Source organism: Rhizobium sp. USDA 4016 (genome assembly GCF_056279705.1).
The window spans coordinates 2,146,651-2,163,967 of the sequence record NZ_JBWCCY010000002.1 but is presented as its reverse complement, the minus strand read 5'-3'; the positions used below and the strand labels follow the sequence as shown (position 1 = coordinate 2,163,967).

The window sequence follows — 17,317 nt, the reverse complement described above, 5'->3', positions numbered from 1 at the left end:
CAACGGCGATATTTTCGTGACTATCGCAATACCTTGCAATGATAGCAGCAGGCCTAACTCTGGCCTCCTGCGAAGGCGATCAGATTTCCGTCAACGTCTCGCACGATGAAGGTGCGAGCACCCCAAGGCTCAGTCCTCAACGCTTGGTGAAAAGTGACGCCCACGCTTTGATACTCCAAGAATAGCGGTTTCGGATCATCGAGGATGAATGTTGCCGAAAGCGCGTCACGTTCCCGTGCTCGAAAATCGCTTTCGAATACCGGGCCGCCAACCTTTCGTATGTTCAAGCGTCCGCCGTCGCGAAACAGCTGAGCGTAGAATGGTGGTTCCCCATATGAAAATGCAATCTTGAAGCCGAGCTTCTCGACGTAGAACCGGCACGCTACGTCGATCTCGGAAACGAAGAGCTGTGGCTCTGCTGCCAGGATAAGGGTCTTATTGCTGGTCTTGGTTGCTGATGCTGTCACGGATTCGATTCCTCTGATCAGCGCTGGCCAACTCTCGAAACCGTGTTTTCTGGCGACAAGCTCCTGTGCGTCGCTGAGCTTGAAGTCTGTCTCCAGAACTTCGCTGTCGGGCAGCTCCCCGAACCGAGCTAGAAACGACCTGATCTGCGCCGCGCCCGCTTCATGGTGGCGTTGTCTACAACGCGACCACTTTCTGTGAAAATGCACGGAAGGTTGACCCCTTTCGGCGCAGACATTGACCCTGGCGGAGGCAAAATATCTCATTTTGTTCGATTGCGGAATTTAGCGTGCTCTCGGGGCTCAATGTTCGATGCACGCTGCGGGCTCGAACGCTAGGTCGAAACACCGTTCCTTGAATGGCCGAACCCGGCGCGTCTTCTCGGAGCCGCAAATTGCTCTTCCTGCCGCAAACCGGCCGATCCTGTGCCCGGCTGGCCATTCAGTCGCCGGCACCTTGGTATTTACCGGTGGCGTACCGCCAGTGAGCGATGGCTATCAGCACCCGAATCGGGCCGGCCACGAGAGCCACAGGTCCGACCCGGTCTCCGAGGATCGGGATGGGCTTGCCGAGCAGGGCGATGTCGGGGGCGATCGTTTCTGGGTGGATGGAACTTTGTAGGTTAATGAAACAATCCGCAGGGCGAGACTACGGCACGCGGTCAGGTGCAACTATGCCACCTTCATTCTCCAGTATGGCGATACGTTTAGCTTCAGATTTTGTAAACTTCAGACGCACACCGATGCCACGGCCGTTGTCAGAAATGAAAACAGCGCCGGCGTTTTCCAAAGCTGATTGCAAGGCAAGCACTTCATCATCAGTTGGTTCGGCGAGCTTGCGCTCAAAAATCCATGACGGTTTCGATGCTAACACCGGCAGATATTGCGAGACGCTCGCGGGAGAAGTCGATAAGTGCCCGTGCCGCACGACATTGGGAGCCAGTGATCATAATTCACCCTCCGTTGCCAAACACGATTCGACCGACGAATGGACAGGGTCAATCGTAAGATGGCACAACGAGCGCTGCAACTATCGCCCGCTCTGATTTCAAGCGCGAACTCGCTATCACAACATTCTATGAGACGGCTAAAACCATCAGCTTGTGCTGCCGGCCATCTCGTGCGGCCCAGTTCATCGTCTGGCCGGCGGCCAAGCCGAGAAGCGCAGTCCCAATGGGAGTGAGGATAGATATCTTTCCTTCAGAGATATCGGCGTCTCTCGGGAAAACAAGCGTCACCCTTCGTGCATCGCCGGTATCAGTCTCATACTCTACCGTCGATCCCATGAGCACGACGTTTCCGGGCACCGAGACGTCGGCTACCACACGTGCGCGTTCGAGCTCGAGCAAAAATCCATCGGAAATCTCGGGAAAGCGCTCGGTCGCGACGAGGGCAAGGTTGGCTCTACGCGACAGGTCGTGCGCAGCCCGTCGGCCGCCGGAAATTCGGCGATCGCGGGTTTGAACGAAAAAGGATCTCCGCCGATGAAAAAACTCCTCCTCGTACCTGTCCTGACACTGGCCGGCTCGCTTTGTGCCATGGCGGCGCAGGAAGTCGCAAAATCGCCACCGGCCGCCCCTTATCAGCAGGTCAGCAAGCTGGTGAAGTTGCCCGACTTCCTGCCCGGAATGGGCCAACTCTTCGTCGATCCCGCGACACTGCCGGCCGGTCCGTTCCTCGCATATGATCACGACGGAAGGCTTGTCAGTACGATCTATATGCTGCCGACAAAGGATCTCAATCCGGACAAGTCATTCGACAATCTTGCGGCGCCCGGCGGCAACGTCGACCATGTCGACGTCTATTACAATGCCGGCCATCCAGGCGTGGAAGAGCCGCATGTCCATGTGGTGCTGTGGCATGTCGCAGCGGCCGGCGAAGCGAGCGTCGCCAAATGAAGATCGCGCGGCGGGACGTGCTGGGCTTGGGCGGTGGGCTGGTTGCCGCTCTTTCCCTGTTCCGGCGGGAGGTGTGGGCCGAAGAGGTGGTGGAAATTAAGATGCAGGGGCGCGCCGATGGCTCGCATGTCTGGTTCGATCCGATTGGTGTTCTGATCAAGCCCGGTCAGATGGTCCGCTGGATCAACCTCAACCCCGGCAATTCGCATACGACCACCGCCTATCATCCAGCAAACTTCGGGAGACCGCTCCGCATTCCTGAAGCGGCAAAATCCTGGGCTTCAGACTATCTCCTGCCTGACGAGTGCTTCTCGGTTACCTTCACCGCGCAAGGGGTCTATGACTATTATTGCATTCCCCATGAGCACGCTGGAATGGTCGGTCGCATTATCGTCGGCAAACCAGAAGCCCATGGTGGCTGGATGGAGGGGCCGGTCGCAGGGAGGCGCGGCCTCCCGAATGAAGCCCTCAAGGCGTTCCCGATGGTCGAAGAAATAATGACCAACCGGATAGTCCGCCAACTTTAGGAGCCGCGCCGACAGGTTGAGCAGTTGTCGCTACGGAGGGGGACCGGAGTTTCCTGACGGCCGTCGGTGAACAGGAGATGGCTAACCATGGCAGAGATGGCGTTTCCGAAAAAGATTCCGCTACAATCGCACGCGCAGCGCAGCGGCTGCGCTCAGGCAGCCCAACAGCACGAGCGCGCGGTGCATCGTCTTGCGTTCTTGGGCGAGATGACCGGCGGTATTGCCCATGATTTCAGAAACCTTCTGACGGTCATCGAATCCGGCTTGAGGCTGGCCGAAAGAAGGGCCGATCAGCCGGAAAGCGTGCGCGCCTATATCGGCGCGACGCGGGAAGCCGTCAATCGAGGCGTCGAACTGACGTCCCAGTTGCTCGCCTTTGCAAATGATAAGAAACCCGACCTCCAGGCGCGCGATTTGAATGAGCTCGTCCGCTCTTTCGAGCCTTTCCTCAGATATGGCGCGGGCGCTCACATCCGCGTCAGGCTCGAACTTGGTTCCGACATCCCGAGGTGTCTCGTCGATCCGACGTTGCTCGACGCCGCCGTCCTTAATCTTGTCCTCAACGCTCGCGATTCCATGCCAAGCGCGGGGGTGAGATTTGTATCGCAACAGAGCGGCTTGTCGAGGCGGATACTGCGCCCGGCCAGCCGGCGCCGGGAACCTATGCACGCCTTCGCGTCCAGGATCGCGGCTGCGGCATGCCGTCCGAAACTCTGCAAAAGGTGCTGGACCCATTCTTCACGACCAAGGGCGAAAACGGCACCGGAATGGGATTGTCACAGGTATACGCGACTGTGCAGTTGGTTGGCGGCCATCTACGCATCGCCAGTGAGCGAGGAACCGGAACCACAGTCGATCTTCTGTTTCCATCGACCGAAGAGGCCGCTTAGGCCCCCATGTTGCCCTCGGAGATGGCGCGTAGCCCCACCAGGGCGGGGCCAACAACGCTGTCGTCAGCATTTGCAGACCTCACTGCGTAAACCGGGTAAGAGAATTGCGGCATTTCGGGTACGAGGTGGAGCTGCCCCGCCGCAATATACGGCTCCACCGCGCTCATCCTGAAATATCCGGAGCCGCCGCTCGCAAGAACATAGCTGAGCGCCAGGGGACCGAGATCGAACGAGAGGTCCGGTGTGACATCCGGGAAATTCATGTCGTGGTGCAGCACGAAATCCGGCCCCCAGTCCATATAAACGTAGTTCGTCGCCTCGAGGCGCTCCGCTCCGCGATAGGTTGTCACAAGCACCAGCTTTTCTTCCATAAGGAGATCGATTTTGAGGCCGGGGCGATGTTGGGGCGCATACATGATCGCAACATCAACCAGCCCCGAAGCGACCTGATTAATCAGGTCCTGCGGCACGTCGACATGTACGCGAAGCGCGATATCGGGAAGGGAATGACGAATCCATCTGACCCAGTTCAGCAGGAGTGGTTGCGCAAGCGTGACTTCGCTGCCTATCGTTAGCACCGCTCGGTGGCCTGCCGGCACGGCGACCTGTTGACGAGTGCGCTGCCATAACTGGACGAACGCCGGTGCGTGGCGCAGGAACTGCTCGCCAGCCGGCGTGAGAGACGCTCCGCCTTTATTCCGAATGAAGAGCGGTCGGCCAAGCAGTTGCTCGAGGTTGCGAATACGCGCGCTGACGGTGGTCTGGGCAACATTCAAGCGTTCAGCGGCGCGAATAAAACTTCCCGTTGAAACTATTTCCAAGAACGTACGGGCGAGTTCAATGTCCATTGAAGAATAGCATAAACGTTGCGCTCAAATGTCAATCAAATTCGTTTGCTAAATACTGGTCGCCCGGTAAGCTTTGGTAATTCCAAGCGCTCCGTGCTGCACAGCGTCAGTTGTCTTGGCCTGAACTCGTCTTCAAGCCCGCGCAGCATTGACACGCTGCACGACAGGACAAACCATGTCGATCAGAGAAAAGAGCGAGGGCGACCTCCTCACGACGCTTGGCGCGGTTGGCAGCAGATACTTCGTCTATCGCCGCGGCGGTAGTTTCGGACGAGCCAGTTGCGCGACCGGCACAACCCATATCGCGTGGCCGCCACCGACATCCACGCCAGTCGTCGGAAACACTCGCGCTATCGACGGGCGGTTTTTATCGATGCGCCAGCAAGATCTCCCCGAGTACGACGGCATCGTTGTGGATCGCGTCGGTCGCTCCGTAAGCAAGCGTGACGGGACCTTTCAGCGACAGGTCGCGCAATCGATCGAATTCGTCGCGATGCTCCCGGATCTCCATGGAATATCGGCTGCGAAATTCCTCCCAACCGGCTCGGTCGTGTCCGAACCATTTCCGCAAGTGAGTGCTTGGCGCCAGTTCCTTGGCCCAAAAGTCAATTGCCGCATCGGTCTTCTTCACCGCGGGACCACAAGGCGATTCTGTAAACTTGCTGATCGGTGCTTGAACGAAACATCCAGCAACAAAATTGCACGCAACAAGCTATTAAATTCGTTTGCTTAACGCGTCCAATGACAACAAGCTGCCGGGCAGAGATGGCGACCGGCAGCCACATTGAGATCAAGGCACCGCGAAACAGAGTTCGCCCTTCGCCCCCCCCGAGGAGACCTCTAAAGCCAAGGAGAAGACGAATGACTCCTAAGCACACAAACACAACTGGGCCGGATTTGGTGCGAGGTATCGGACTTGCCGATCTTCCCGACGGCAGTAAGCTTGTCGGCCATTGCGGCGATGCGAAGGTGCTGCTCATGCGTCGCGGGCCGCAGATATTCGCCGTGGACGCACATTGTACGCACTACAACGGTCACCTCGTCGACGGTCTGGTCTCCGGCGACACCGTTCGCTGCCCTTGGCATCACGCATGTTTCGACTTGAGGACTGGCGAGGCTCTGCGCGCACCGGCTTTCAGGCCGCTGGCATGCTGGTCGGTGGAGCAACGCGACGGCAAGATCTTCGTAGTCGGAAAGCGCAAGCGTGCAGAACCAACAACACGCGAGCCGTCTGCGGAAGCAATGCCGGGGAAGATCGTCATCGTCGGCGGCGGTGCGGCCGGCTTTGCCGCGGCCGAGAGGCTGCGGCGCGAGCAGTATCCTGGCAGCATTGTCATGCTCAGCGACGACGAAGCGCCGCCTGTCGACCGGCCGAACCTTTCAAAGGACTACCTGTCCGGTAAGGCGCCGGAGGACTGGGTCCCACTGCGGGGAGAGGGCTACTATTCGAAAAACCAGATTGACCTCCGTCTCGGTACGCAAGCGGTCCGCATCGATCCGCACACCCGTGAGGTCATCCTCGCTAGCGGAGGCTCGATTCCCTATGACAGGTTGCTACTTGCGACCGGTGCAGAACCCGTTCACCTGACCATTCCAGGCGCCGACCAGCCCCATGTTCATACGCTACGCTCGCTTGCCGATTGTCGGGCCATAATTGAGCAGGCCAAGACTGCCAAGCGCGTCGTCGTGCTTGGCGCCAGTTTTATCGGCCTCGAGGTCGCCGCCGCCCTGCGCTCTCGCGGAATGGACGTCCAAGTCGTTGCACCCCACAAGCAGCCACTGGGGCGGGTTATGGGTCCACAGATGGGCGATTTTATCCGGGCCCTTCACGAGAAGAACGGCGTCGTTTTTCACATGGAGGACATCGCGAGCAATATCAATGGCAACGAGGTGGTTCTTCGCAGCGGCAAAACGCTAACCACTGATCTCATTGTCGCCGGCATCGGCGTACGACCGCGGACCAGCCTCGCGGAAATGGCAGGGCTGACTGTTGATCGCGGTGTCGTCGTGAATAGCTTTTTGCAAACCAGCGCCCCCGGAATTTTCGCGGCCGGTGACATTGCGCGATGGCCCGATCCCCATAGCGGAGAGGACATTCGCGTCGAACATTGGGTAGTCGCCGAGAGGCAGGGGCAAACTGCGGCGCTTAATATGCTCGGTCAGAATGAAAAGTTCGCAGCCGTGCCGTTCTTCTGGAGCCAGCACTACGACGTCAGGATCAATTATGTCGGCCACGCCGAACGATGGGATAAGATCACGGTCGAAGGGGACATCGCTGGCAGGGACTGTCTGCTGCGCTTCAAGCGTGACGGACATTTATTGGCAGCCGCTTCGATTTCCCGTGACATCGACAATCTGACGATCGAGGTGGCGATGGAGCGTGAAATGGCGGCCCGCTGACGATGCAGAGGCGCAAACGGTTCGCACCGCCGCAGTGATGGAAATGGAGCTGAACTATGTCGAGCTTACTTCACAATCTCGGTTCTGGCGTGCAGGTTGCACCTGCCAAGCACTACTCGAGGCTAATTAAGTTTATCGACGAGATCGCCAAGCGTGAGCCTCACGAGACATCTACCTCGGTCGATATCTTCTCGAACGATGACAATAAGTGGTACTGCCAGATTCGCTGCGGCGAACAAAGGACTCAGCCAATTGGGCCTTACACCAAACGGCAGGCAGAGCGGATTCAAGACGCTCGCAGGACACGAATCGCAGAAAAGGGCACCGCCTGGCTCATCTTCGAGCAAACCGATGGGGACTGAAGATGACGCATCCATCCATTTCGCTGTTGTGCGCGACAATCTGCGAAGTCGCACTCCAGGCACTGGAACTCGCCACGTCGAAAAGGACCATTTGCGGGTATCTTTCAATTGAGAAAGATCAAGCTTGCGGCGCCCACCAAGCCGGCATGCCTGCCGAGCTGCGCCGGCACTACCGGCACGTCGCGATAAGCGGGCATCGCTCGCTCCTGAATGGTGGCCTCGATGGGTTTTCGAAGGAGATCATAGCCATAGGAAATTCCACCGCCCATGACGATCATGTCGGGAGAGTAGAGATGGAGCAGATTGGTAAAGCCGATACCCAACCAGCGGGCTTCCCTGTCAATCAGCCCAAGTGCTGTTTCGTCACCGCTGCGCGCCGCCTCGACGACGTGTCGGCCCGTCACGTCGCCGTCGTGGGACAGCGTTCGCAGCGCCGAGCCGTCGCCTGGCTTTGTTAAAGCAGTAGCGCGCCGGCCGAGCGCAGTACCCGACGCTACCGCCTCGAAGCAGCCCACCGCCCCGCAAAGGCATCGTTCGCTCTCGCTCGTGATGGTCATATGGCCGATTTCGCCTGCGAGCCCACGGCGCCCATGCACGATCCGGCCATCGGAGATCACCCCGCCGCCAATGCCGGTAGACACGGTGACGAAAACCAGCGAGGCCGCGCCGCGGCCGGCCCCGAAACGCCATTCGCCGAGAGCGGCGGCGTTCGCATCGTTCTCCAGCCGCACAGGCAGGTTTAAGCGGTCCTGAAGACGGCTCGCGAGGGGTACTTCACGCCAGCCCGAGAGGGTCGGTGGTGCGGTAAGGATGCCCGCGACCGGATCGAGCGGGCCGGGCGCTCCGATGCCGATACCAAGCGGCTGGGCGTCGGGAACTTCCGAGCAGGTTTTCTCCGCGAGCATCGCGATCTGCTCGATGACCGCATCCGGTCCATCCTTCGCAAGCGTTGGCATGGACGCGAACGCCAGCAAATTGCCACCGTCGCCAACCAGCGCGGCGCGCAGCTCGGTTCCACCCAGATCGAATGCAAGAGCAATCCTGCTCATCAGGGCTGGGTCTCCAAAGCATGCAGCCAAGCGATACGGCCCGGCAGATCCTTGTCGCCGAACGCCAGCGATCCGAGCACCACCGTCTCCGCCCCAGCTGCCCGCAACAGTGGAACGGTCTGTTCGCGAATGCCGCCGTCTGCCGCAAGTACAATCTTTCTTTCGCGTCCGACACGCTTGATCAACGACCGCGCTTCGCGCAGTCGGTCGCAGGCTTTGTCCGAAAGGCTTTGTCCCTTGACGCCGATCGAGGTCCCGAGCAGCGTGAAGAAGGCGACCTCAGCGAGGAACGGTTCTGCCTCGGCGACCGAAGTTTCCAGCCGCAGTACGACGCCGGCTTCGGCCCCAAGCTGTCTTGCGAGTTCGACCGCGCGCAAACCGGCTTCGCCGGTCTCGGCATGAACACTAACGAGATCGGCACCCGCCTCGATGAACTGGCGTGTTTGCTCCTCGACAATCTCGGCCTCGACCATCAGATGCACATGAATAGGTTTTGCCGTCAGCTTGGCAATGCGGGCGACGAAATCGGGAAAGAACAGGAAGCCAGGCGTGAAGCGCGCGTCGGCAACGTCGATATGGTGAAGATCGACATAAGGCTCGATGCGGTGAAGGTCGCGCTCCATGTTGGCAAGATCTGCGGACCAGAGCGAAAACTCGCCGAGCAGTCTGTGCCGGGGCAATGCGGCGATGGCGCCGCCCGAGAGAGATTTCGCCGTCATAGGTGAGCAACGCTCCAATGTTTGAATTCTGTGTCGAGGAATTGCAGAATGACTGTTCGGACTGCGGCGAAGTGAGCTTCGGTCGCCGCCGCCTTCGCAGGCACTTCGAGGAAATGCGCATTTGGAAGCGTGTCAGCCATCAATTGTGCGACGGCGAGAGGGTGAATGGCATCCTGCCGGTTGCCGAGGACGAGGGCGGGAATAGCGAGATTTGCCGCGTCCTCTTGCGAAACGCCGGTTCCATCCGAAGCGATGTCGCCCAGCACGTCAGCGAAGGCTGAGGCATCCGGGCGTTCGAAATAGCCGAGCAGGGAAGCAAGATTGTCCGGCGCTTCCACACGCAGACGTTGCGCCGTCGCCGACTTTGCAAAAAGCGCCTGCCCATCGGCAAGCGAACGGGATCGAAGCAATGCCGCGATCTCGCGGATCGGTGCGAGGTTGTCGGGGGCGCGGGCAAACGACCAGGCCGGGCGTACCAGGATGAGGCCCTTGACGCGTTCGGGATGTGTTTTTGCCAAATGCAGCGCGATGGCTGCGCCCAGGGAGATGCCGCCGGCGATGAACCGGCCTATCCCCTTTTCGTCTGCAGCGGCGACGACGTCGGCTGCAAACATCGCAATCGAGAAGGGGCGTCGCGTGCCAAGCGTCGAGCTGCCATGCCCGCGGCACTCAGTGGTGATCCGCCGCCAGTCGAGTCCCTGAGGGAGAGCCTGTGCGACCTGCGCCTCGCTGCCTCCGAGCCCGTGTTGAAAGACCAAGGCGCTGCCTGTCCCGCAGTCGTGGACTGAAAGGTCGGTATCGTCTCGTCTGAAGGTGATGTGCGTCTTCATCGGATCAGATCCGAAAGGAATCTGGCGACGGCGGGTGCTTCCACTGCCGCAAGGCCGTGCGTGACGAGCGGACCGTCGAAACCGGTCACACGCAGACCGTCGACAAAGGCAGGGAAATCGACGATGCCCTGACCCGCTGTCGCGAAGCGGCCATCGGCATGGCGGTCCTTCGCATGGGCCATCGTCACATGACCAGCCGAGATATCGATCGCCCTTTCGACGATGTCGGACACTTCGGCTGGCGACGCCCGCTCGAAGAGATTTGCCGGATCGAGCACGATGCGCAGCCGCTTCGAACCCATCTCTCCGATCAGCCGCACTGCATCAGCGGCAGACGTGACGATGTTTGCTTGTTCCGGCTCGATGCCAAGAGCGATGTCGTGCCGCTCGGCGAACCCCAGCGCCTTTTCCATTTCGGCCGCCATATCGGCCCAGGCAGATGGAAGCGCATTGTCCGGATGATACATCCATTGATCCTGGGCATTGCGGCTGCCGGTGCAAAGCGTCACCAGCGGGATCTGCAAGGCTGCTGCTGTTTCGATCACTATCTTGAGCTGTTTAGACCCCATATCCCGCACGGATTTGTCCGGGTGGGCCATGTTATAGGTGCCTGAAAGCGCCGCGAGCGAAACACCGGTTTCTCTGGATGCCGCCCGGATCGCGGCAATCGTTTCCGGTGCCACTGCATCGGGCATCGAGGGCAGGCCGACACAGGCGAGATTGAACTGTGTCGTCGCAAAGCCGCTTTCACGCACGGCCGATAGCACTCGCTGGGGATCGGTGCCGGGGAAGGTCTTTGCAAAGATGCCGAGCTGCATCAGACCGATCCCGTGACGGTTGCGAGTTCCACACGTTCGCCCGTCTCTACCGAGCGGGCGATGGCGACCATGGCGCGGATGGAGGCGATGCCGTCCTGGATATCGGCCCCGCGCATCGGTGCGCCGTTCAGCACGGTATAGGCAAGCCCTTCCAGCTGCCTGCGGAAGAAGTGCCCATCGGCTCCCAGCGGCTTGCGGGTCGTGGCGTCCTTCTCGTGGAAGATCTCGACCTCACTCGCCCTGAGGTACCAGGGATTGAAGGTCTTGGCGATTACTGAACCATTTTCGCCATAGAGGTGGAAACCCTCATGCCAGTCCATGCGCACCGCGACCGTCAGATCGAGATGACCGAGCGCGCCGTTGGCGAACTCGGTTTCCACGAACCAGCAATAGGCGTTGGCGCGCTCGAGAAGGCGGGCTCGGACCGCGACGATCCCGCCACACAGGAAACGGGCGGTATCGACGAGATGCGAGCCATGCGCCAGCATGAAATACTGGCGCAGGTCAGCCTTGGGATTTCCGGCGGGTTTTCTGGCGAACTTGCTGGTGATCGGCAGTGGCTGGACCGCGTCGGTATTTGTGTAGCGGTGGGTGGAGTCGCAGTACCAGGCTTTCAGCGCGAAAATCTCGCCGATATCGTCACGGACAAAATCCCGTGCAGCCTCCAGCGCTGGGTCGAAACGCTTCATGTGACCGACCTGCAGCACTTTGCCGGATCGCCTGACGGCGTCGGCGAGCGCCTGGCCTTCCTCGATCGTCAAACCCGTGGGCTTCTCGCAAAGCACATGTTTCCCAGCATCGAGCGCCTTGATCGACATCGGCACATGATAGGCGTCTGATGTGGCGATGATGACGGCTTCGAGCTCCGGATCAGCAAGCATTGCGTCATAATCGGCATACATCTTCTGAGGCTCATATGTCGCGCCCATGCGCGCAAGCAGGTCGGGCGCTGCGTCACAAATTGCATAAAGGTCGGCGTTCCTGGCCTTCGCGCAGGATTCGAGATGGGCGAACTGTGCGATCGGGCCGCAGCCGAGCACGCCCACACGCAGCCGACGGTCTTCCTTGCGGATCATGACTTCTTCCTCAGGCGCCGTAGCGGCGCATCGTTTCACGGTTCGTCCTGACGGCAGTCGCAGGGTCAGCGGCGGCTGTGTCCGATTCCTCTTCCAGTACCAGCCAGCCATTGAAGCGCGGCCCCGCAGCGACGATGTCCATCACGGCGGGCGTATCGCAGACCCCCTTGCCAAGCATGGCCCATTTGCCGTTCGCATCGACATCCTTCAGATGCAGATAGCGGATGCGGTCCTGATAGGTCCGCAGCGTATCGATCACATCCCCATGGCCGCGCAGGATATGGCCGGTATCCGGCACCCAGCCGACCAGGTTCTTGTCGATAAGCGAGAAGATCCGGTCATAATCGGCACGGTCGAACAGAAGCGTGTTGTGGTGCGAACTGGGATGCAGGGCGATATCCACGCCCGAAGCTTTGCCCAGTTCGCCAGCCCGATTGTAGAACTCCGCGGCGATCTCGAATTTCGCCTTCCGTGGTCCTTCGGAGACCACTGTCGCCGAGCCGATCGAAACGAGGGCGCCGGAAAAGACGGCCGCGAAATCGATCCAGCGCTGTGTGGTCCTGAGGTCGTTCTCGATCTCTTCCTTGACGGTGAAGCCGCTTTTCGAGCCCATCGCGAAAGCCACCAGCGTCAGGCCATGTTTCTGAAGGCTCGCGGCGAAATCATTGGGACTATCTGCGTAGTGGCCGATCATCGTGTCGGTAATCTCGATGCCCGCATAGCCGCCCTCGGCAATGGCTTCCAGCAGTTCGTCCGGACCGCCATTCGAGTTTTTCCCGAGCATTTCCCACGTGAATGTCTGGCAGCCAACTTTCAGGTCTTTGCTACTCATGCCAATTCCTTGATATCGTCCGGCGTCAGGCTTTCGATCATATGCCGCTGAACCGGGATGATCGGCGCCGTTGGCATGATGGGTGAGACGGGGGGCGAAACCCCACGCTCTGAAAGTGAGATCTGATGTGTCCACCATGCCAGCAGAGATCGCCTGGCGCCGCTGTTGAAGCCCAAAACCACAAGAGCAAGATGTTCACTGAAAAAGCACTGCCCCGCGATTCTCCTCCCCGCGCTCGCTAAGCGACGTTCGTTGCCCGTCTCAATTTAGTAACGTCTACCTCCCTGGCGAGCCACGCACTGCTGCCGGGTCTCTATTTCCGCATGTTTTATAAAAAATTATCGCGCGTCAAGAAATAAAATGTTTCTATGGCGCCTGTTCGTGGCAGCGATGCCCATCGATAGTCGAAATTATCGGAATTGGCGGGAGGCCAATTAATGAAAGCATATTCCGGAACCAGGCTGGGCATCGGCGTTATCGGCTGCGGCAATATCTCGATGACCTATCTGCGCAACGCTGCCCTGTTTGCCGGAGTCGAATTGAGGGCATGTGCCGACATCTCATCCGAGATGTCGGCGCTGAGGGCGAAGGAATACGGCATCCGGGCAATGGAGGTCGATGCGCTGTTGGCCGACCCCGAAGTCGACCTTGTCGTGAACCTCACGATCCCGGCCGTCCATTTCGACGTGACGATGTCGGCGCTTTCTGCGGGCAAGCACGTCTTCACCGAAAAGCCGCTCGCCACGTCGGCTGCCGAGGGCCGCAAGCTTGTGGCCGAAGCCAGAAGTCGCGGTCGTTTGTTGGGTTCCGCTCCCGATACATTCCTCGGCGCTGCCGGCCGCCGTGCGCGAAGCCTGATGGATGCAGGTGCGATTGGCCGCCCGGTCAGCGGCACCGCCTTCATGTTTGGCCGCGGAATGGAGCATTGGCACCCCAATCCGCAATTCTACTATCAGCCCGGCGGCGGCCCGCTCTTTGACATGGGCCCCTATTATCTGACGATGCTCGTCAATCTGCTCGGCCCGGTGAAAAGCATCATGGCGATGGCGACGAAAGGCCAAGAAGAGCGGTTGATCACCGCTGACGGCCCCTTCAAGAACACCACGTTCAAGGTCGGGACGCCGACCAGCGTGCTCTCGCTTCTCGAGTTTCAGTCGGGTGCGACGGTGAATTTCGGTGCGTCGTGGGATGTCTTTCGACACTCCAATCATCCGATCGAATTGCACGGCACGGAAGGTTCGTTGCGCTTGCCCGATCCTGATACCTTCGGCGGAACAGTTTCGTTTTCCGAGCGCGGTGCCGAATGGAAGAATTTCGAAAGCGAGGGGGAGCTGTATGGCGCGCCGAACTGGCCGCATAACGCTCCCGACCGCGCCAATTATCGCATGCTGGGCGTTGCCGATCTCGTCCGCGCGCTTGGCGAGGGCAGGGCGCCGCGCGCCTCCGGCGATTTAGCGCTTCATGTTCTCGAGATCATGGAAGCGACCCTGGCATCCAGCGAGAGCCGGAGCGCGGTTGCGGTTGCGGGCACAGTTGCGCGACCACCGTTGCTCGGCGAAGACGAGGCCCGCAGCCTGCTTGTTTGAGGTGAAGCGATGAAACATCGAGTGGATCCCGGCGCCGCGCATGTCCTGGCACTCGGTCGCGCCGCCAACCAGCCACCCTTTGAACTTGGGACAGCCAACGAGGCGCGCGCTGCCTATGACGCCGGTTGCCCGACATTGCAGGGCGATCGCGAACTGGTTGCCGCCATCGAGCACAGGACCATCGCTGGGACGGGTGGCCCGATCCCGCTCCGGATCTATCGCGGCGTGGGTGCTCCGATCGCGGATGCGCCGGCGCTTCTCTACCTTCATGGTGGCGGCTGGGTTGTCGGCACGCTTGAATCGCATGACGAGATTTGCCGGTGGTTTGCAAATATCGGTGCCTGTATTGTATTTTGCCCCGACTATCGGCTGGCGCCGGAGCACAAGTTCCCGGCGGGCTTGGAGGACTGCGTATCGGCTCTTGCCCATGTGGTGGAGCAGGCAAGTTGGCTTGGTATCGATCCTGACCGGATCGCGGTCGCGGGCGATAGCGCCGGCGGCAACCTGGCCGCAGTCTTATCACTTCTGTCGCGAGATGGCGCTGCGCGGAAAATCTCGGCGCAACTTCTGCTCTATCCGAACACCGATGCCCGACAGACAGCCGACAGCTATGTCAGGTTTTCGGAAGGATACGGTTTGACCACCTCGACGATGCGTTGGTTCCGGGATCATTACGTCCGCGATGCGGCTGATATCGTTGATTGGCGCGTCTCTCCCCTGATCGTCGAGAATGTCGCGGGTGTGCCGCCGGCCTTCATCGCGATTGCGGGCCATGATATCCTCGCAGACGAAGGGGAAGCCTATGCCCGCCGGCTTGCCGAGGCGGGTATCCCCGTAATCCTGCGGCGTTGGCAGGATCAGATTCATGGCTTCGTTTCCATGGGGCGGCACATTCCGGCGGCGCGGCGGGCCGTGGAAGAGGCAGTTGCCGGATGGCGCAGCCTTGTCGATCACGCCGACTGACGCATCACCAATGTACCGTCGAATATGATTTTTCGGGCAATGACCTGTGCGGAATCATCGGATTCGTCCAGCATGGAAAGCAGCGTGTCGACGCTGCTGCGCGCCATGGCCGTGAAGTCCTGTGCCATTGTCGTCAATGGCGGGCAAGTATAGCGGCTGAGGGGGTGGTCGTCATGGGCGGCGATGCGAAGATCACTATCGCTCCTGCGGCCGACGCGTAGGCCGCGCGCATGGGCGGCTGCCATCGCGCCGAAGGCGAGGCGATCGTTCGCGCAAAGAATTGTCGTGCCCGGGAGCGTACCAGCCGTGATCAGTGCATCGGTCTGCTCATACCCCATGTGTTCGAAATTCCAGCTGTAACTCTCAGTGTCGCCAAACACGACCGGTTCAAATCCGAGCGACTCCATCGTGGCGATATAGCTTGCCAGCCGCTCCCCGGAATTGTGATTGACATGCGGAATGTCGAAATATGCAGGCGGCTCGCCCGATCGACAAAGATAGTCGACAATTGTCGCAACGCTTTGGGCGTTGTTGTTGCCAATGAACGGCGTGTTGCCTTCGATGAACGTATCGAAGTAGACAATGGGAATGCTCTCCCGAAGTTTTTCGAAGATGCCAGGCTCGGAAGCGAGGCCCAGAGGCGCAATGATCGCGCCAGCAGCCTTCAATGACAACAGCGTGTTCACAGCCTCGGCTTCAAGATTTGGCAAGCCGTGAGACGAGATTACGATTGGCCAGTAACCTTCGCCGCGAACGAGTAATTCCAGACGGTTGACCATTTCGGCATAGAATGGATCCGTTATGACAGGCACGAGAATGCCAATGTTCCGCGTCCTCTTGCGATTGAGGTTGCGGGCATAGAGATTGGGACGGTAGTCGGATGCCGACAGCGCGTCCTCGATGCGTTTGCGCGTCATCGGCTTTACGCTGCTCGGGCTATCGAAATACCTCGAAAGCGTTGGACGAGAAACGCCGCAGGACCGTGCGAAATCGTCCATGGTTTTGATCGTCATCTTATCCATTGGCAATTCTGGTTGCACTGCGCCAAGGAACGTCTGCGTCAGCTGATGTCGCAAAGGCAGTCAGTGTGAGGGCTTTCAAACTGCGTTTGTAGCCTGACAATATCGCATGCGCAAAATTTTTTGTTACACAAAGCACAATCGGCAGCGTAGTCGCCGCCCTCTATACATAGCGCACTTCGACTCCCAGCTTGTCCAATCGACTGCGAATCCCATGCGGCATGCCCGTATCGGTAATAATCAAATCGACCCGTGAAAGCGAAAATGCCTTGGATGAGGCGCCAATATCCCACTTGCTGGAATCCGCCACAAGGATCACGCGCCTCGCCATGCGCACCAGATTTCGTTTGGTCCGTGCAATGTCTTCCGAGACATCGACGACATCGAATGAGTGATCGATTGCATGAGCGCTGAGAAACGCCTGGTGGGCAACGAGACCGCCCACGGCCTTGTCTGAATCCGAGACAATCGTGCTGACAGTGCTGGGAAAGACTCGACCGCCTATCATGTGCACGTCCAAGCCTGGCCGATACATCAGATGCTGCGCAATATTCATGGCGGTTGTGGCCACCACGACATTGTTGACCGGCGGCATTTGCATGGCCACCTGCAGCAGCGTCGAGCCGCTGTCAAACACCACGGACTGGTTGTCGATGATCTGGCGTGCCGCCATCTGAGCGATGCGTCGTTTGGCATCGAAATTGCGGTTCATACGTTCTTCGAAGGCTGCCGCGGGCGAACTGGCCGGCAAAACTATCGCACCGCCATGTGTCTTGATGAGCAGCTTCTTGGCATCCAGAATTTCCAGGTCGGATCGGATGGTCACTTCGGACACGCCGAAATTTTCCGCCAGCTGGCTGGTGCGCGCTTGGCCGGTCCGCTGAAGTTCCAGCATAATCTGATGTCGCCGTTGTTCTGCAAGCATGTTTGATCCCGAATTGGCTTCCGAACAGGTTGCGGTGCCGATCTTTCGAAAATCGAAAATACGTGGTCGACCGTACTGTTCAAAGGACGAGCGAAAGGCCGAAGTTGGCAT

Annotated in this window: 20 protein-coding genes and 2 pseudogenes; 9 read left to right on the top strand and 13 right to left on the bottom strand. The window is 59.4% G+C overall.

Annotated elements, in window-relative coordinates; genetic code table 11:
• Nucleotides 1–53 precede the first annotated feature (53 nt).
• The 4 genes and pseudogenes from ACZ9DP_RS11420 to rnk form a co-directional block, all read right to left on the bottom strand.
• Complete coding sequence (locus tag ACZ9DP_RS11420; RefSeq protein ID WP_476201730.1) at nt 54–467, bottom strand: VOC family protein; 414 nt, start codon at nt 465–467, stop codon at nt 54–56.
• 439 nt (nt 468–906) lie between these two features.
• Nucleotides 907–1,044: pseudogene (locus ACZ9DP_RS11415) on the bottom strand (ABC transporter permease); the annotation flags it as partial.
• Between the two features lie 69 nt (nt 1,045–1,113).
• A complete protein-coding gene (locus ACZ9DP_RS11410; RefSeq protein WP_476201728.1) occupies nt 1,114–1,338 on the bottom strand; it encodes a hypothetical protein in 225 nt (74 codons plus the stop codon).
• A 202-nt stretch (nt 1,339–1,540) separates the two neighbouring features.
• The gene (rnk, locus tag ACZ9DP_RS11405; protein WP_476202268.1) at nt 1,541–1,879 is read right to left on the bottom strand and encodes a nucleoside diphosphate kinase regulator; all 339 of its coding nucleotides are present in this window, start codon (nt 1,877–1,879) and stop codon (nt 1,541–1,543) included.
• Nucleotides 1,880–1,948: 69 nt separating this feature from the next.
• Here rnk and ACZ9DP_RS11400 point away from each other — a divergent pair, with 69 nt between their 5' ends.
• From ACZ9DP_RS11400 to ACZ9DP_RS11385, 4 genes and pseudogenes are all read left to right on the top strand, one after another.
• On the top strand, nt 1,949–2,362 hold the full coding sequence (locus tag ACZ9DP_RS11400) for a DUF5602 domain-containing protein (RefSeq protein WP_476201727.1): 414 nt from the start codon (nt 1,949–1,951) through the stop codon (nt 2,360–2,362).
• Nucleotides 2,359–2,889: a plastocyanin/azurin family copper-binding protein gene (locus tag ACZ9DP_RS11395; protein WP_476201725.1), complete on the top strand. Its 531-nt coding sequence runs from the start codon at nt 2,359–2,361 to the stop codon at nt 2,887–2,889. Before ACZ9DP_RS11400 ends, ACZ9DP_RS11395 begins: the two co-directional genes overlap by 4 nt.
• A gap of 87 nt (nt 2,890–2,976) precedes the next feature.
• A pseudogene (locus tag ACZ9DP_RS11390) lies at nt 2,977–3,210 on the top strand (two-component sensor histidine kinase); the annotation flags it as partial.
• 275 nt (nt 3,211–3,485) lie between these two features.
• Nucleotides 3,486–3,779, top strand: a complete 294-nt coding sequence (locus ACZ9DP_RS11385) for an ATP-binding protein (protein WP_476202267.1) — start codon at nt 3,486–3,488, stop codon at nt 3,777–3,779.
• Here the strand turns inward: ACZ9DP_RS11385 and ACZ9DP_RS11380 are convergent.
• Nucleotides 3,776–4,627, bottom strand: coding sequence for a LysR family transcriptional regulator (locus tag ACZ9DP_RS11380; protein WP_476201724.1), 852 nt, complete (start codon nt 4,625–4,627; stop codon nt 3,776–3,778). The genes ACZ9DP_RS11385 and ACZ9DP_RS11380 overlap by 4 nt on opposite strands.
• 175 nt (nt 4,628–4,802) lie before the next feature.
• Here ACZ9DP_RS11380 and ACZ9DP_RS11375 point away from each other — a divergent pair, with 175 nt between their 5' ends.
• From ACZ9DP_RS11375 to ACZ9DP_RS11365, 3 genes are all read left to right on the top strand, one after another.
• Nucleotides 4,803–5,360, top strand: a complete 558-nt coding sequence (locus ACZ9DP_RS11375; RefSeq protein ID WP_476201722.1) for a hypothetical protein — start codon at nt 4,803–4,805, stop codon at nt 5,358–5,360.
• Nucleotides 5,361–5,488: 128 nt separating this feature from the next.
• Entirely contained in the window at nt 5,489–7,027 is a 1,539-nt protein-coding gene (locus ACZ9DP_RS11370; RefSeq protein WP_476201720.1) for an FAD-dependent oxidoreductase, read from the top strand.
• A 56-nt stretch (nt 7,028–7,083) separates the two neighbouring features.
• Nucleotides 7,084–7,389, top strand: coding sequence for a hypothetical protein (locus ACZ9DP_RS11365; protein WP_476201717.1), 306 nt, complete (start codon nt 7,084–7,086; stop codon nt 7,387–7,389).
• Between the two features lie 104 nt (nt 7,390–7,493).
• On the opposite strand, the gene ACZ9DP_RS11360 is transcribed toward ACZ9DP_RS11365, so the two are convergent.
• From ACZ9DP_RS11360 to ACZ9DP_RS11335, 6 genes are read right to left on the bottom strand one after another with little or no spacing between them, the layout of a single operon-like run.
• Nucleotides 7,494–8,438, bottom strand: coding sequence for an ROK family protein (locus tag ACZ9DP_RS11360; protein ID WP_074071331.1), 945 nt, complete (start codon nt 8,436–8,438; stop codon nt 7,494–7,496).
• The gene (locus ACZ9DP_RS11355) at nt 8,438–9,157 is read right to left on the bottom strand and encodes a ribulose-phosphate 3-epimerase (protein WP_476201715.1); all 720 of its coding nucleotides are present in this window, start codon (nt 9,155–9,157) and stop codon (nt 8,438–8,440) included. The genes ACZ9DP_RS11360 and ACZ9DP_RS11355 overlap by 1 nt, the downstream gene beginning before the upstream one ends.
• Nucleotides 9,154–9,987: an alpha/beta fold hydrolase gene (locus ACZ9DP_RS11350; RefSeq protein ID WP_476201713.1), complete on the bottom strand. Its 834-nt coding sequence runs from the start codon at nt 9,985–9,987 to the stop codon at nt 9,154–9,156. Before ACZ9DP_RS11350 ends, ACZ9DP_RS11355 begins: the two co-directional genes overlap by 4 nt.
• A complete protein-coding gene (locus ACZ9DP_RS11345; RefSeq protein WP_194731623.1) occupies nt 9,984–10,805 on the bottom strand; it encodes a sugar phosphate isomerase/epimerase family protein in 822 nt (273 codons plus the stop codon). The genes ACZ9DP_RS11350 and ACZ9DP_RS11345 overlap by 4 nt, the downstream gene beginning before the upstream one ends.
• A complete protein-coding gene (locus ACZ9DP_RS11340) occupies nt 10,805–11,881 on the bottom strand; it encodes a Gfo/Idh/MocA family protein (RefSeq protein ID WP_476201711.1) in 1,077 nt (358 codons plus the stop codon). Before ACZ9DP_RS11340 ends, ACZ9DP_RS11345 begins: the two co-directional genes overlap by 1 nt.
• Nucleotides 11,882–11,891: 10 nt before the next feature.
• The gene (locus ACZ9DP_RS11335; RefSeq protein WP_476201709.1) at nt 11,892–12,713 is read right to left on the bottom strand and encodes a sugar phosphate isomerase/epimerase family protein; all 822 of its coding nucleotides are present in this window, start codon (nt 12,711–12,713) and stop codon (nt 11,892–11,894) included.
• A 437-nt stretch (nt 12,714–13,150) separates the two neighbouring features.
• Between ACZ9DP_RS11335 and ACZ9DP_RS11330 the strand changes: the two genes are divergently transcribed.
• Together ACZ9DP_RS11330 and ACZ9DP_RS11325 are read left to right on the top strand one after the other, a co-directional pair.
• Nucleotides 13,151–14,299, top strand: a complete 1,149-nt coding sequence (locus tag ACZ9DP_RS11330; RefSeq protein WP_476201707.1) for a Gfo/Idh/MocA family protein — start codon at nt 13,151–13,153, stop codon at nt 14,297–14,299.
• A gap of 9 nt (nt 14,300–14,308) precedes the next feature.
• Nucleotides 14,309–15,262, top strand: a complete 954-nt coding sequence (locus tag ACZ9DP_RS11325) for an alpha/beta hydrolase (protein ID WP_476201706.1) — start codon at nt 14,309–14,311, stop codon at nt 15,260–15,262.
• On the opposite strand, the gene ACZ9DP_RS11320 is transcribed toward ACZ9DP_RS11325, so the two are convergent.
• Both ACZ9DP_RS11320 and ACZ9DP_RS11315 read right to left on the bottom strand, forming a co-directional pair.
• Entirely contained in the window at nt 15,250–16,284 is a 1,035-nt protein-coding gene (locus ACZ9DP_RS11320; protein WP_476201704.1) for a LacI family DNA-binding transcriptional regulator, read from the bottom strand. The two genes, ACZ9DP_RS11325 and ACZ9DP_RS11320, sit on opposite strands and share 13 nt — an antisense overlap.
• Nucleotides 16,285–16,444: 160 nt before the next feature.
• On the bottom strand, nt 16,445–17,206 hold the full coding sequence (locus ACZ9DP_RS11315) for a DeoR/GlpR family DNA-binding transcription regulator (protein ID WP_476201702.1): 762 nt from the start codon (nt 17,204–17,206) through the stop codon (nt 16,445–16,447).
• Between the last annotated feature and the right edge of the window lie 111 nt (nt 17,207–17,317).